Annotated in this window: 10 protein-coding genes and 1 pseudogene; 4 read left to right on the top strand and 7 right to left on the bottom strand. The window is 50.2% G+C overall.

Annotation, left to right across the window (positions count from 1 at the left end):
• Positions 1 to 233: 233 nt before the first annotated feature.
• Together ACO0LK_RS18175 and ACO0LK_RS18170 are read left to right on the top strand one after the other, a co-directional pair.
• The gene (locus ACO0LK_RS18175) at positions 234 to 1,676 is read left to right on the top strand and encodes a class I SAM-dependent methyltransferase (RefSeq protein ID WP_422977483.1); all 1,443 of its coding nucleotides are present in this window, start codon (positions 234 to 236) and stop codon (positions 1,674 to 1,676) included.
• Between the two features lies 1 nt (position 1,677).
• Positions 1,678 to 5,037: a glycosyltransferase gene (locus ACO0LK_RS18170; protein WP_422977481.1), complete on the top strand. Its 3,360-nt coding sequence runs from the start codon at positions 1,678 to 1,680 to the stop codon at positions 5,035 to 5,037.
• Positions 5,038 to 5,067: 30 nt separating this feature from the next.
• On the opposite strand, the gene ACO0LK_RS18165 is transcribed toward ACO0LK_RS18170, so the two are convergent.
• From ACO0LK_RS18165 to ACO0LK_RS18135, 7 genes are all read right to left on the bottom strand, one after another.
• Positions 5,068 to 6,042: a hypothetical protein gene (locus ACO0LK_RS18165; RefSeq protein ID WP_422977479.1), complete on the bottom strand. Its 975-nt coding sequence runs from the start codon at positions 6,040 to 6,042 to the stop codon at positions 5,068 to 5,070.
• Between the two features lie 12 nt (positions 6,043 to 6,054).
• Positions 6,055 to 7,578, bottom strand: coding sequence for an MBOAT family O-acyltransferase (locus tag ACO0LK_RS18160; RefSeq protein ID WP_422977477.1), 1,524 nt, complete (start codon positions 7,576 to 7,578; stop codon positions 6,055 to 6,057).
• Positions 7,579 to 7,626: 48 nt separating this feature from the next.
• Positions 7,627 to 8,436 carry a Crp/Fnr family transcriptional regulator gene (locus tag ACO0LK_RS18155; protein ID WP_422977475.1) on the bottom strand — a complete coding sequence of 270 codons (810 nt, stop codon included), beginning with the start codon at positions 8,434 to 8,436 and terminating at the stop codon, positions 7,627 to 7,629.
• The gene (locus ACO0LK_RS18150) at positions 8,417 to 8,587 is read right to left on the bottom strand and encodes a hypothetical protein (protein ID WP_422977473.1); all 171 of its coding nucleotides are present in this window, start codon (positions 8,585 to 8,587) and stop codon (positions 8,417 to 8,419) included. Before ACO0LK_RS18150 ends, ACO0LK_RS18155 begins: the two co-directional genes overlap by 20 nt.
• Before the next feature lie 257 nt (positions 8,588 to 8,844).
• The gene (locus ACO0LK_RS18145; protein ID WP_422977471.1) at positions 8,845 to 9,204 is read right to left on the bottom strand and encodes a VanZ family protein; all 360 of its coding nucleotides are present in this window, start codon (positions 9,202 to 9,204) and stop codon (positions 8,845 to 8,847) included.
• Between the two features lie 16 nt (positions 9,205 to 9,220).
• Complete coding sequence (locus tag ACO0LK_RS18140; protein ID WP_422977469.1) at positions 9,221 to 10,459, bottom strand: tetratricopeptide repeat protein; 1,239 nt, start codon at positions 10,457 to 10,459, stop codon at positions 9,221 to 9,223.
• A complete protein-coding gene (locus ACO0LK_RS18135) occupies positions 10,456 to 12,345 on the bottom strand; it encodes a CHASE2 domain-containing protein (RefSeq protein WP_422977467.1) in 1,890 nt (629 codons plus the stop codon). The genes ACO0LK_RS18140 and ACO0LK_RS18135 overlap by 4 nt, the downstream gene beginning before the upstream one ends.
• A 438-nt stretch (positions 12,346 to 12,783) precedes the next feature.
• Here ACO0LK_RS18135 and ACO0LK_RS18130 point away from each other — a divergent pair, with 438 nt between their 5' ends.
• The gene (locus ACO0LK_RS18130; RefSeq protein ID WP_422977466.1) at positions 12,784 to 14,211 is read left to right on the top strand and encodes a FecR family protein; all 1,428 of its coding nucleotides are present in this window, start codon (positions 12,784 to 12,786) and stop codon (positions 14,209 to 14,211) included.
• Positions 14,212 to 14,924: 713 nt separating this feature from the next.
• Positions 14,925 to 15,141, top strand: a pseudogene (locus ACO0LK_RS18125) (hypothetical protein); the annotation flags it as partial.

Below are 15,141 nucleotides of genomic sequence, written 5' to 3'. Positions count from 1 at the left end.
GATACTGCGTATGTGAGCCGGCGCTGAATAAGCTAAACTGGCGGCATCCGGGTGGCTAAATGATAGCTGCACCAGCACGACAGGATTTCTTGCAGCACGACAGACATTTCGTAGAAACAAAACTGGCGTCGATAAATTCGTCGCAGTTTACATCATCATTTATACTTCTACCCCTTTTTGCGGTTCAAAAACTGATCATTTGCCGCCAATTATGAATAAAATACTCTGATTATATGGCGATACAGAACAAATCCGAATCCGAAACCCAGCAACTGGCTGAAAAGGCAAGTGTCATCCAGCATCGTAGAAGACATCGTACGCCATTGGAAAATTTTACTGAACAAGTGGCACCGAAACCGCCAAAAGCAAGGGACGACGGCATGAATGCAGACGCCGACCCAGAAATCCAGAATTCGCAGCCAGAGGCAGAACCCCCTCCTGCTATTGCTGCTCCCGTCTCCGCCCCTGTGGCCCCCGCAACCGGATTCAGGCAAAAGATTCGTCGCATACCGGTACTTGGCTATGCTCTGGCCTGGTTCAATGCTGTATTGCTACTTCCCCGTACCCGTTTTCAGACTGAGGTGGCGATATCACAATTGCATGGTCGAGTAGACCGTTTGCAAAAAGAATTCCAGGAGCAATTGGATATCCGAATGGATAATTTGCATCAGCAAATCCAGGAACAATTACAACGCTATTTTGACCTGCAGCAGCAATTGCATGCGCAAAGCCAGCGCATTGCAGAACTCGAGGCTCCCAAACTTGCGATACGCATGGATCAGTATGATGCGCTGGATGTGGGCAGCCGGCTGATGCAGCTTGATCGCTTGCAGATTGCGCGACAGTTACGTTCAGTCAATCTGATGATGCGCACCAGTTTGCAAAATGAGCGAAATCAGGTCGGCAAGATCAGCAATATAAGCAATACGGCGCCTGACCTGACAGTTGTTCCTGCAAATACGCCACAGCCCAAACCAGTTATACAGAGTCCGGTCGTTGCCAGTGATTTTGATCAGGATCAGTTCTATCTGGAATTTGAAGCCCTGTTCCGCGGTTCACGCGCAGATATCAAGGACAGGCTGAAGGTGTATTTACCCTATTTGTCGCATATCAGCGCTGAACCCAAAGACCAGCGCAAAATGGTGATTGATGTAGGTTGTGGTCGTGGTGAATGGCTGGAGCTGCTGGACGAACAAGGCATCCCGGCAATGGGCGTCGACATGAATCAGTCTATGGTCAATGCCTGTCTGGATCGTGGCTTCCTGGTGCGTCATGCCGATGCCATCGCTTACTTGCGCGAACAGGAGGCAGGCAGTATCGGTGCCGTGACCGGTTTCCAGATTATTGAGCACCTGCCATTTGAGCAATTGATTGCCTTGTTTGATGCGGCCCGGCATGCGCTGTGTCCTGGTGGCATCATTATTTTTGAAACGCCGAATCCGGAAAATCTGAAAGTCGGCGCCTGCAATTTCTATTTTGATCCTACGCATTTGCATCCGATTGTCCCGCAGGTGGCTGAATTCATGGCGCGTCAACGTGGTTTTTCTCATGCAGAGATTTTGCGTTTGCACCCCTACCCGGATGATCACTTGTTGCACGGTGGAACAGCAGTAGAAGCAGTGATCAACAAAGAGTTGTTCGGTGCTCAGGATTATGCAGTCATAGGTCGCAAATAAGATGCAGATACATCAATTCAGTCCTTCCTGCGGGAAAGGTGACGGCGTCAGCAATGGTATGTTTTTTACCCGTAGTCTGTTGCGGGAAATGGGTTTTGAATCGGATATTTTTTGCGATCTGGTGCAGGACGAAGTGCGGGACGAAGTCCGGCACATGAGTGAGCTGAATCTGGGCAGCAGCGATATCTTGCTGGTGCATCACAGCCTGGGATATGAAAACTGCGCATGGCTGACAGAAACAAAAGCCCGCAAGGTGCTGGTTTATCACAATATTACCCCGCCACAATTCCTGCCAGAAAACGGTTTGCCTGAACTGAGTATTTTGGGACGGGAGCAATTGAAATTATGGATGCCTGATTTTCAGGCAGCAATTGGTGATTCCGATATAAATTGCGCTGAACTGCGTGACGCCAATTACCCGAATATTGCGACCATACCTTTGCTGGTGGATGTGACGCGGTGGCAGGGACATAGTTATCATGTTGAACGGATCAACAGTTTGCGCGGTGCCCACAATATCCTGTTTGTCGGACGTTTTTGTGAGCACAAGCACCAACTGCAATTGGTCGAGATGTTGCAGGAGTTGCGCTACTTTTCACGTCAGCCAGTACGTCTGATTCTGGCTGGCGGCATCACCAGCCTGCCCTATGAACAGCAGGTGCGCGAGCGTATCCAGCAACTGGATCTGAATGCACAGGTATTGATTACCGGAAAAGTGGATGAGGCTGATTTGCTGGCCTTGTACCGCAGTGCCGATGTGTATGTGAGCCTGAGCGAGCACGAAGGTTTTGGCATGCCTTTGATTGAAGCCATGCTGCATGACGTGCCTGTGATTGCCCGCACTACGGACGGTGTCAGCGCCACTATGGGTGCCGCAGGCATACTGCTGGATGCTGATGTCAGCCCGACTAGCTGTGCTGCACATGTGCACATGGTGTTGAGTGAACCAGCACTGCGTCGCCATATCATTGCCGCCCAAAGACAGAATATAGAGCGTTTTTCCAGGCAGCAGATAAAGCAGGCTTTACAGACATTCTTGCAGCGACTGGATGTATCTATTCCTGAATTGAATGCAGTTTCAACGGTGAGCTCCGTTGCCAGATGGCAGATGGAAGGGCCGTTTGATTCCAGTTATAGCCTGGCGATTGTGAATGCGGAACTGGCTCGCGCATTGTCGCCGCAAATGGAAAAACCGATTCTTCTGGGCCTGCGTAGTCGTGAGGGGCATGGTGATTTCGCTGCATCTGCTGATTTTCTTGCGGCTAACCCTGATCTGGCTGCCATGCAACTGGTGACCCAGAACGCCAAGGATATGCCTGATCTGGTTCTGCGGAATTGTTATCCGCCGACACTGGATGACATGCAGGCCAGGGTGCGGCTAGTACATTCTTATGGATGGGAAGAAACCGGTTTCCCGGCCGAATTTGTGAATGAATTCAATCGCAAGCTGGATCTGATTACGGTGGTCTCACGCTTTGTCGGCAAAGTGTTGCGTGACAGCGGGGTACGGGTGCCGATTGCTGCGGTTGGCAATGGTGTCGATCATTTGCTGCACATCGTCGCAGAGCCGCTGGCGCAGGGTCTGCTATCCGGTTTGAAAACCTATCGTTTCTTGCATGTTTCTTCTGCTTTCCCGCGCAAGGGCGTAGATGCTTTATTGGTAGCTTATGGTCGGATCTTCCGCGATACGGATGACGTCAGTCTGGTCATCAAGACCTTTCCCAATCCGCATAATGATGTAGCTGAACAACTGCTTAAGATGCAGCAAGATGATGCCCACTACCCGCATGTGTGCATCATCATGGATGACTATTCTCAAGGTCAGATACGGGCCCTGTATGAGGCATGTGATGCCGTCGTCTCACCTAGCCGTGGTGAGGGTTTCGGCTTGCCGGTGGCAGAAGCCATGCTGATGAAATTACCCGTCATCACCACAGCCTGGAGCGGGCAGATGGATTTCTGCAATGATGACCGTGCGTGGCTATGCGACTATCGTTTCGCCAAGTCGACCTCACACTTCAGTTCCTCGCATTCATCCTGGGTTGATCCGGATATTGATCATCTGGCCGCACTGATGAAAGAAGTGCATGCCAGCCCGCCCGACCTGATCTCGATCAGGACAGAAGCTGCCTATGATTACATTTCTCAAAACTATGCATGGGCGAATGTTGCCGAGCGTACCCGGCAGGCGATTGCCGCACTTGAACAGCAGCCACTGTTACGTAAGGAGCCTCGCATAGGCTGGATCAGTAGCTGGAATGCACGCTGCGGCATTGCCTCCTATTCCTCATTCCTGTCTTCGGGTATGCCGGCAGACAGGCTGGTATTTTTGAGCAGCCATATCCCGGAAAGAACGGCTCGTGATGCAGAAAACGTTATTCGTTGCTGGGATGCCAGCATGGAAGAAACGATGGATTATGCCTACCTGAATATTCAGGAACAAAAGCTCGAAGCCATAGTGATTCAATATAATTTCGGTTTCTTTCCTTTATCGGCGCTGGCCAACCTGATCGTGCGGCTGAAAGCAGACCATATTCCGGTCTATGTTTTCTTTCATTCTACGGCGGACATCAAAACTGAACAGGAAGTGATTTCTTTACAGAATATCGTCTCCGAATTGAAAATGGCAGAACGTCTGTTCGTGCATGGCATTGATGATTTGAACAGACTCAAGGATTTCGGAATAACAGACAATCTGGTTTTCTTCCCACAGGGACTGATGCCTACACAGGTGCGCGCATCTTCCTTGATAGATGCACGCCATCTGGAAAGTAAAACCGTCATTGCCGCGTATGGCTTCCTGTTGCCGCATAAAGGTATATTGTCCTTGATCAAGGCGTTTGCCATGCTGGCAAAGGACAATGAGGATTACCATTTGTTGCTGGTGACTTCCCTGTATCCTGCCGGAGTATCGCAACATGAATATCATCAATGCCGCCATCTGATGCATGAGCTGAACATACAGGACCGCGTTACTTTCCTGACAGATTACCTGACTGATGAAGTCAGCCAATCCTGGTTGCAGCAGGCCGACCTGATTGTCTACCCTTACCAGCAAACGCAAGAGTCTTCCAGTGCTGCGGTGCGCATGGGCCTGGCATCAGGGCGTGCTGTTGCGGTCACACCGCTGTCAATTTTTGATGACGTGAAAGAGGCAGTGCATATCCTGCCAGGCACGGAACCGGAAGATATTGCCCGTGGCATTGCAAGGATTCTGGATGATCAGCAGGCCCTGTGTGATAAAGCGACTCAGGCGCAGGCATGGACCGCAACGCGGCAATGGCCAGCCTTGTCGCAGCGCTTGCTGAACATGATCGATGGTGTCGCAAATACGCTGGATATTGAAATCGGCAGGTTGTAAGTCGCTTGATACTGGCGACAATGCCTGCGGTCAATGGCCGCAGGCAGTTGGTGGCCTGGTATGCAAAAGCTGTATCAGGCGTGCAGTATGTTTGGCCCTGGCCCAGTCCTGCAAGTGATGGTCGGTATCGAAGAACCACTCGGGTGGATACATGAAATCCTGTGGTTTGCCCAGAAACTCAAGACCCAGTTGTTTCAGCCGGTTTGGGAATTGCGTGTAAAACACCTGGTCTTCAGGATCGGTATCATATTTCGCATGATGCAGCAGCACGGTCGGTACGGCAATCAGGCAGATGTGCTGATTTTTCGCCCATAGTGCATAGTCTGCAATGTTATTCCAGCCACCGGTTTCGGTATGGGCTCTGTGGCCATAATTCCAGGCCTTGACTGCCTTGACGGCGGCGATGTCACCGGGTGAGCGTTCAGCCGGGCTGGTATGGGTTTGATCGCCACGCGCGTCCAGATGATGGGCGCCGTAAGTGCCACTGGTGACGGGCAGGTCTGGCAGGTGACGCAAGCCATTCAACAAACGTTCTGCACTCAGGCCTGCTGCAAATTTCAATTGTCCGCCACGACCCAGGCTACGCCAGTAATCGAGGTCGCGCGCCATCACATAGTCAATGATCTGGGAATTGGCCTTGCCGTCATCCAGATACAAAGCATATTCCATCGGCATCAGAATAATGTCACCCGGGCGGGCTACCCGTTTTGACATATCCAGTATATACGGCAGGCCAAGTCCTGCATTGACACCAAGATTGATGACCGGGCGGTGCCAGTCTTGTTCCAGCATGCCAGAATCGATACCAAACAAGGCGTTTGAACCGGCCACGATCAAGACACGCGGTCCGCTGACTTGCTGTGCAGCTTGTATTTTGTGCTGGTAGGCATCAAATACCCAGCGAGAGCTGGCGGTGCCTGAACCTAGCTGGTATTTAATGCCTATGATCCATAAAACTGACCATATGAGAAAGATGCTTGCGACGCTGATCCAGAATTTTTTCATACTCTGACTTCCTCAAAAATTGAAGTAGAGAAATTCTGTTGCGGGTCGCACGGCCATCCATTTCAGTGCCAGCCATAAACAGGTGCCGCAGCCTATGCCCAGTGTAATCTGCATTCTTGTTGAGATGGTTTTGAGGCGGACATTGGCATCCGCTTCATAAGAAAGCACTTGCACCGAATTCGGCAGGCACCAGACGGTCAGTAACCCTATGCCTATCCAGGCCCATGCGAGGTCCGGGGAGGCACTTAGCAAGCCTTCTGCCAGCTGTATCGGGGCATGCCAGGGCAGTGCAGGCATGGTGTTACCAGAAAATGGGTGCAACAGGGCGGTATACATGCGCAATGCACTGCTCATGTCGGTGGCCCTGAACAGTACCCAGGCAAATGCGACCAGTAAAAATGTCAGGGCCATCATGACGACATCCGGCAGGGTTTGCCACGCGTTTGCCAGTGCCGGCCTGCTCTTCAGCAAGTGATGCCAGAAATGATTGACGAGTAACATGCTGCCATGCAATGCACCCCACAACATGAAGTTCCAGCCAGCACCATGCCAGATGCCTGCCAGCAGCATTGTCAGCCACAGATTGCGATACCGCTTGAATTCACCATGGCGATTACCGCCCAGGGGGATATACAGATAGTCACGCAAAAAACTCGATAAGGTCATGTGCCAGCGGCGCCAGAAATCGATGATGGATGTCGCTTTATAGGGTGAAAAGAAATTGACCGGCAATTTGAAGCCAAACATCAGGGCCAGACCAATGGCCATGTCCGAGTAGGCTGAAAAATCAAAATACAATTGCAGTGTATAGGCCAGCATGGCTTGCCAGGCTGCTTCGCCACCAGGAACAGTCTGTTTTGCCATTTCAAATACCGGGCTGGCATAGCGTGCCAGACTATCGGCCAGGATGGTTTTTTTGAACAAGCCTAGCGCCAGGAAAGCAAAGCCGCTTACCAGTGCTTCTTTTTGTGAAAACAGGGGATTGCTGTCGGTATTGGCTTGTGCAATCAGTGGCTTGTGGTGCACGATGGGGCCAGCAATCAATTGCGGGAAAAAGGAAACAAAGAACAGATAATCAAGTGCGTCATGCCTTTGCACTTGTCCACGCCGGCAATCGACCAGATAGGCGATCTTCTGGAAAGTCACAAATGAAATGGCCAGCGGCAGGACGATAGTGTCAAAGGGTGGTGCCGCCTGGAACAGGCCAAACAGGTTTGCCGCAAGAAAATACGTGTATTTGAAGCCGCCCAGCACCAGCAAATTGAATGCTACGCCAAGCTTTAACCATAGACTTGCGCGGTCATCGCTACCTTGCTGGCGGGCCTGTAAAATGCGTCCCCCCAACCAGAAATTGATGCTGATGGAAGTCAGCAGTACTGCTAAATAACGCACATCCCATACGGCATAAAAAAACAGGGAAGCAATCACCAGCCAGCTCAGGGCGATGCGCAGGCCAGCCTTTTGTCGCAGGAATAGCCAGACGGCCAGTGTGACTGGCAAAAAAGCAAACAAAAAACCAAATGAGTTAAATAGCATCGTCAGCCAGGCGTTAAGCGTAACTGTTAGTGCAACTGATGCACGGTTTCAAAGACCTGCGCCCAGCGCCAGTTTCTGTAGTTCATCAGGCTTGCGAATGATGAGGCGGTGCAGGTCTTTTTCGACGATGCCTTGCTGGGCCAGGTGCAATAGCGCGCGCGTCACGGTTTCGCGGCTGGTATTGATCATCATCGCGATGTCCTGATGGGTAGGCAGGTTTTCGATGACTTCGAGATTGCCTGGCATAATCTTTTTGAACAGGGCAATGAAGGCATAAATCCGGCGAGAGGTATTGCTGATACTCAGCAGGGCCCGGAATTCTGAATCACGCTGAATTTTTTCTGCCAGATGTCGCAACATCATATTGGCCATGGCGGGCGAATGGGAAAACAGGTGCAGTGCCGTGACACTGGGCAAAAAACCGACCAGTACATTACTCAAGGCGACCACAGAGGCTGACCTGGGAGTGCCATTGATGATGGCAATTTCACCGAAGAAATCGCCTTCCTTGAGCATGCGCAGACCGATGGCGCGGCCATCTTCAGTGACATCCACGACTTGCAATTGCCCGGACAGCAAAAACAGCAGGCTGTCACCGATGCCCCCTTTTTGCAATACCACGTCACGCTTGTTGAAGTGACGGACACGCATATCGGCTTTGACCTTGCCCATGTCTTCATCGTTCAGGCCCATCAACAGGGGAATATTCCGCAGGTTAACGGTGATTTGATTAACTTTGACCTGGACCTTGGTCTGAATCGGAATCTTGATCTGCAATTGCCCTGGCAATGCACTAGCCTGCTCCGTAGCCGGGGCCTTGCTATTGATTACAGCGACTTCATTGTTTGATACTGTCATTGCTTAATCCAATTACTGCGCCAATCACTGCCCCAATCACCACCCCAATCACCGCACCGGTTACAGCGCCAATATCCATGCTGATCATTGCACCCCGCGCGGTCTGGCTTGATGATGTATTTGTCACTCGCTTCATGAAACTGTCTGCCATCCAAGCACCAGATGATGATCTTGGTGTTAGATGGTGACGACTGTCTACAATATCAAATCATGTCTGCAAAGTCTGTAAGGACACCATCATTTCCTGTAGTTACCGATTACTTTTCAATGCAATTTCTTTTTATTTTGTCTATTTTCGCCGATTTTTTGTGATTTTTGCTGACGTCCGGATATATGCACGGTCTTTATTCACGAATTTTGGCGACCTGCATTACCCATCAATATGTCCGTTTTACAAGCTTGTGCTGCTTAATTGGCTGCCAGAGTATATTCCAGCAACAGGCAAAACAGCATCCCTGAACCGATGCCGGCTGCATTGGCAAGCAGGTCTTTCCAGCAAAAATTACGGCCTGGTACAAAGCCTTGCAACAACTCTATGCAAAATCCTGCGATCAGCAAGCCGGCGGACCAGACCGCCAGCTCATTCAGATTTGCCGCGAGTACGCGCGCAATCAAAACCATGCCGCCAAATGCGACAAAATGGGCAAATTTGTCGTGTTTGATCGGCGGCATCCATTTGGCTGGCAATAAACTACCTACACACACCAGCGTTGCCGACAGGGCAAAAAGCCAAAGCACTGCCTGGCTGGTAAAAACTGATAACTCCATCTACGCCGCATCCTTGCTAAAAATTCTGCCACTGCCAGCTCAATTGCAGGGTTTTGCCATTGTATTGAAGGATGGAGATATTTTCCTTGTTATTTGTGGCCCGGAATTCCAGTTGCAGCGTTTGCCTGTCTGCCATCACCCAGCTCAGTGCAGCTTTCAGGGTTTGCGTATCCTGGCTTCGCGCGACTTCGATCAGATTCGGGGAGTAGATGGACTGGCTTTGCCATAATTGGCGGTTCCATCCCAACTCCAGTTCATAGCGTTGCGATAACTGCCGCCTGAGGTTCAGGAAGCTGTAATAGCCCTGACGATGACCGCCCTGGCGATCAGCATGAGCACGATCAGCCAGAAAGGCCAGTCCACCTTGCAGCAGGAATTTTTCTGTCTCGTAAGATAGCAGGCCGCGTAGTTCCCAGGTATGCGCGTCAAAATTGGACAAGGTTGGATATTGGACATTGCTGTAGCTGACAATCGTGCCGAAACGCCATGGACTGGATTCGCGCACCGGCGGTGTCAGGCGCAGTTGCACAATTTCCTGTTTTTGATATAACTGGCCACCCAGTGTCAGCAGGCTGAACAGACCAGTAGCACGGAAATTATAGTCTTGCCAATTCCAGGGTTGTTCCAGCCCAACCGCAAGGGCTGCGGTATTGAATGCCGACAGGGATTCATAATTGCGCAAGCGCACCTGCGTATAGCCCAGTGTGCCGGTTTTACCGAATTCTTGCGAAGCATTGGCTGATACCGTCGCAAAGCGGTCTGCTTTGGGCTGGTATTCCGGCAAGAGTTGCAATTCAATTTGTTGTGCGCCACTGCCCAGAATGAAGTTGGGGTTGCTGGCACCCTGGTTCACATTGCTGTCATAGCCGGCTTCCAGTGTTACCGCGAATTTTCTGTCAGGATTGCGTGGGATGCAATTTTTCGGCTGCAATAACTCCAGCTTGTGCAATTGCTCTCCGGACAGTGGCAGACTTGCCTTCATGGTCTGGAACAGTCTGTCTGCTTCTTCCTTGTTGCCAAGTTCGCATTGCAGCATGGCCAGATCGAGCAGTGCACCGCCATGCTGCGGCATTTTTTCTATCAGTTTGCCGAGCATGATTTTAGCGTCATCATGACGTTTTTCACTAATGGCTTTCAATGCATCAATGTAGAGCGCGTCATTTTCTGTGCCATCGTCGGCACGTGCTACTTGCTGTGTCAGCAGGGCGATCAACATGCATAGTGGTAGCTGGCGCAACAGTTTGAAACCCCTCATGCAGAAACCTCTACCGTATAAATGGCAGTAGGTTTTTCCTTGCCTTTTAGCAGGCGCTCCCCCAACGACTGGAAATGGTGCCTGGTTGAACCATCAACCGTGCCTTTGCCGATGATGATGTCGTAAGGGTAATGGCGTGCAGCATCTTCCAGCCGGGACGCGGTATTCACGCTGTCCCCGACTGCCGTGTAGATGCTGCGGAATGAACTTCCAAAATCTCCTGCGATGGCGATGCCGCTCTCTATGCCAATTCGTACTCTAATCTTTTTTCTCCCTTGTTGCTCATATTGGGTACTTAATTTTCTGACATTTCTGACAATCTCGATCGCTGCATCGACTGCCAGGTCGGCATGGTTTTCAACCGGCAGGGGAGCTCCCCAAAAGGCGACCAGGCCATCACCTGTGTACTTGTCCAGGGTACCGCCCTTGGCCAATACCGGCGCTGTCAGGCACTCCAGAAATTCACGGGTCAGACTGGCAGCCTGTTCCATCGGTAAGTTTTCTACCTGACTGGTATAGCCTTCCATATCAGCAATAAGTGTCGTGACGTGAAGCTGGCGCGGTGCCAGAGGGTCTTTCAAGTCACTACGTAATAACTCTTGCACTACCGCCTTGGCCACATATTGCTGTAATGTCCCTAGCAAGCGGCGCGATTTACGTTGCGCTGTCTGCCAGCCAAAAGGCACTGCTACCGCCAGTAAAAAAAAGTTTGCCATCAGCGGGCCAACAGGTGAAAACCACATGTCATGCTCAACTACCTTGCATGCCAGCGCTATCCACAGCGCGGATGCTGCCGCCAGCATCAAGGTATTCGATAACGCTGAAAAACGCGGAAACATGAATACCGCGATTCCCGCAGTCAGCATACTGAACAGCAGGGCAATCAGGCCACCTGGCCATTTCACATACTCGCGTCCTTCCTGTTCATCCAGCAGCGTAGTGAGAGCTTGTGCATGCACCAAAAAGCCGCTGGTCAAATGATACAGCGGCGTTGGTACACGATCTGCCAGACTCAGTGATGACGAGCCGATAATAATGTATTTGCCACGTAAAGTTTCGAGTGGCACGGTATCCTGTAAAACGCTTAAAGCAGGCACCACATCATATGATGACAGGGTTCGGCTGTACTCTACTCGCGAAAAGCCATTTTCATCGACATCCGAAAAACGGCTTGTCGTCTTGAATAACTGATCAGGGCGTATTTTTGAACAACATTCAAGCAAGACACGCGACAACCCGTCATACACTTTGTCACCGAAGCGAGTCTGAACCGGAATTCGGCGTAAAGTTCCATCCTTGTCCGGGACAAAGCCGATATTGCCGATGAATCGCGCCTTGTTCAGTCCTTCATGGTTGGCTATATAACCTGTTGCATGCGCCATTCTGGGGGGATCACCAGGTTTGGCCGTAGCCAGCGATTTTCCACCTATTAACTGACCGTTGCGTGCAGGTGTGAATTTATCTTTGCTGAAATCGAAGGCCTGTGCCAGCACCACTGGTCCGTGGGTTGCCAGCATGGCGAGTCTCTGGTCGCCGACGGTATCCTTCTGCTCTTCAAAATAAATATCCAGCGCAACACCACGCACATCAAATTCAACAATCAGTTTTTCTATCAGGTCCGCGATACGGGTACGCGGCCACGGCGCAGCGCCCAGGACATCGATACTGTGGTCGTCAATGTCGATCAGGGCCAGTCGCTCTTCCGGTAACTCTTTTGCGCTAAAGCGGACATAGTGATCGCGCAGCCATTCGTCACCGGAAAACAGTCTTTGACTTTCCGGTAGCCATTGATTGACAGCGCATAGCCCAACAGCCATTGCCGCGATCATCAGCCATAGATAAGTTTTTGCCGGGATACGCAAAAAAAAATTAAGCGCATGCCTCATGATAGTGTAACAATGGTCGTTGAATTATTCACTGTGCAAGAGGCATTTGATTGTTGTGCCGATCAAAATTAATTCGGCTGCATGATAATCTGAAATGTTTAAATTGTGTCAATTTTGCGCATCATATTTGTGCAAGGCAATAAATTTGGTGTGAAAATAAACCACAGAAAAGCCAATCATAAATCGGCTATTTTCCATTTTCACCCGCAATCCCCGCCATTTGAAACGGTCATGATGCTATTTTTTACAATATTCCTTCTATTTTCAATGGCTTAGCTGAAAAATGATATAGTAGCTGGAAATCGTAAATTGTGACCGTCGTCACAATAATATTTGAATATCAGTGGATAATAACAAAATAAGTGCTGATATTGACTGGAACATTGGGTGTCCGGTGAGAAAGAACTTTGCCAGAACACGGGCAAGTGAGGAATAAATATGAAAAGCAACATGGTAAACGCAATACGCCTGTTGGCGAAATGCAGCCTGGCAGCATTGCTGGCGATACCTGCAATAGCGTTCGCCGGCGAAGCCGCGAAGGTGACTGCCATATGGGGCAAGGTTGAAATCAACGGCAAAGCTGCCGTGATGGATGGTGCTGTGCAAGAAGGTTCCAGTATCAAGACGGGGGCTGACAGTTACATCTATATGAAAACCATTGATGATGGTCTGTTGATCGTGCGCCCGAATAGTGAGGCGCGCATTGTGACTTATCACGTGGATAAAAAAGATCCGGCAAATACCAGCATCAAACTGGAATTGTTGAATGGCGTCGCGCGTAGCGTTTCGGGCAGCGCAGTTAAATTAGCAAGGCAGAATTTCCGGTTTAACACGCCTGTGGCTGCCATCGGAGTGCGTGGTACCGACTTTACGGTATTTACGACCGCTGATACGACCCGTATTGCCGTGGTTGAAGGCGGTGTAGTGGTCAGTGGTTTTGATGGGGCTTGTTCTCCGCAGGGGCGTGGTCCGTGTGAAGGTGGTGCTGCAACGGAGTTGTTTGCACGCCAACAGGGTTTGCTGCTGCAAATCAATAAAGGCCAGAATAAGCCGCAACTGCTTCAGGCTGCAGCGGGCCTTGCGCCTGATGCTGTAGCGCCACCACGCCCAGATGAACCCGGCGTAAAGGCAGTTGTTGGCGGTTCTTCGGCAGCGGTTGCACCTGCCGTCATTGATCCCAACCTTGATCCAACCAAGGTTGGTGGGGTCAAACAGACTGTGGCGATCGGAACTACGCCGGGTACAAATGCTGGAACTGGTAACAGCACAGGTAACGGCACTGGCGCAGGTACAGGCAGCGGCACTGGTACGGGAAGCGGCACCGGTACTGGAGGCGCAGGCGTTGCACTGACCAACACTATAATTTGGGGGCGCTGGATTGATGTGCTTGGTCAAAGCGCACAGTTTGATGTGATCAAGCTTGAAAAAGATGGCGCAACCAATGTTGGTCTTAATAACCGGTACCAGGTATCTGTCAGCAAGGGCGCTGAATGGCAGGTGCCGACTACGGGAACCATGGGATTTTCCTTGACGGATAGTCAGGCTGTCGTCGTGGATCAAAAAGGACTGGAAGCTGCCGCCAAACTTGAAAATGGTAAACTGCAACTTGATTTCGCAAAATCCAGTTTTGCCACAAGCTTTGATTTGTTGACCGGGAATGAGCGTTTTGCACTACAGGCGCAGGGAGTCGTTGGCGCCAATGGGACTTTAGCAGGCGGTAATCAGAATACTTACCCTAATAATATGCAGGTGAATGGTGCGGTCACTGCAGAAAAAGGCGGTACTGCTGCCTATGTGTTCTCTTCCAGGCTAGACAATGCAGGTAATCGTTACGCGTATGGTGTGACTTACTGGAATAAAAAATAAGCTCTGTTGGTGGTTAGTAGTTGGTACTTAGCTATGAAAGGCTCCGGTAAAACGGAGCCTTTTTGTTTTAGTCAACAATTTCCGTTGATATGACTTACTTTTTTTGTTGTTTTTTCACATCGCGACATGCCGCTCATCGTAAATATTCACTTTATGAGATTGCAAGCATGATTTTATTTTGAGGCGCTCCGGCCGCCTAAATGAATGAATTGTCGTCAATTAATTTTGTGAGCAAACGTAACTTTAGATCTGATGAAATATAGTACCAACGACATCTGATAGCACGTTGATACCAGTTTCGTATCCTCTATATAGAAGTGAGTATCCCCATGTTTGCTCTATATAAGTGTCTCTGTATTGCTGAAAATGCAGGTATTTCCTGATTTACTCATTGTCTTGGCATTGCAAATGGATAAATGATTTCTGCATTTCCTGTAACGTAATATTCATTTGGGTTTACCGGGGGGCTCCCCTTATAATAATAGGTTGGCAAAGTCACATCCGGATTTTCCATTTGAAAGCTGTTTCTGCAGAACAAATCGAAAACCCGGGAAAGATGAGCGCCAAATGTTGTGTTGTCTTGCTTTTTTTGAGAATGTGATTTGCGTCACATCCTTGACAAGGTGCATCTGCGACTATCTGCTTGCCATAACGCGAGTAGGTGCCTAAAAAGCAAGCTTCGCACTTTTTAAATCATAAATTAGGAGTTCTAAATGGCTAATGCAGCTAGTGATATCCAAAAGCTTTACATCGCTTATTTCAACCGTCCAGCGGACCCATTGGGCCTGGCATACTGGACAGCCTCCAACCTGTCCCTCAAAGACATCGCGCAAAGCTTCTCCGTTCAGAAAGAATACGCAGACACGTATGCCAACCTGACCACAGCGCAAACCGTCAACACCATCTACAAAAACCTGTTCGGCCACGAAG

The organism is Undibacterium sp. Ji49W, from assembly GCF_049340205.1.
Lineage (GTDB): Bacteria > Pseudomonadota > Gammaproteobacteria > Burkholderiales > Burkholderiaceae_D > Undibacterium.
The sequence above is the reverse complement of the archived record's forward strand: the minus strand, read 5'-3'. Positions and strand labels throughout refer to the sequence as shown.

Bases quoted from the DNA above. Each gene is read 5' to 3' on its own strand.
- ACO0LK_RS18175 (WP_422977483.1), top strand. From the start codon at position 234: ATGGCGATACAGAACAAATCCGAATCCGAAACCCAGCAACTGGCTGAA.
- ACO0LK_RS18170 (WP_422977481.1), top strand. From the start codon at position 1,678: ATGCAGATACATCAATTCAGTCCTTCCTGCGGGAAAGGTGACGGCGTC.
- ACO0LK_RS18165 (WP_422977479.1), bottom strand. From the start codon at position 6,042: ATGAAAAAATTCTGGATCAGCGTCGCAAGCATCTTTCTCATATGGTCA.
- ACO0LK_RS18160 (WP_422977477.1), bottom strand. From the start codon at position 7,578: ATGCTATTTAACTCATTTGGTTTTTTGTTTGCTTTTTTGCCAGTCACA.
- ACO0LK_RS18155 (WP_422977475.1), bottom strand. From the start codon at position 8,436: ATGACAGTATCAAACAATGAAGTCGCTGTAATCAATAGCAAGGCCCCG.
- ACO0LK_RS18150 (WP_422977473.1), bottom strand. From the start codon at position 8,587: ATGGCAGACAGTTTCATGAAGCGAGTGACAAATACATCATCAAGCCAG.
- ACO0LK_RS18145 (WP_422977471.1), bottom strand. From the start codon at position 9,204: ATGGAGTTATCAGTTTTTACCAGCCAGGCAGTGCTTTGGCTTTTTGCC.
- ACO0LK_RS18140 (WP_422977469.1), bottom strand. From the start codon at position 10,459: ATGAGGGGTTTCAAACTGTTGCGCCAGCTACCACTATGCATGTTGATC.
- ACO0LK_RS18135 (WP_422977467.1), bottom strand. From the start codon at position 12,345: ATGAGGCATGCGCTTAATTTTTTTTTGCGTATCCCGGCAAAAACTTAT.
- ACO0LK_RS18130 (WP_422977466.1), top strand. From the start codon at position 12,784: ATGAAAAGCAACATGGTAAACGCAATACGCCTGTTGGCGAAATGCAGC.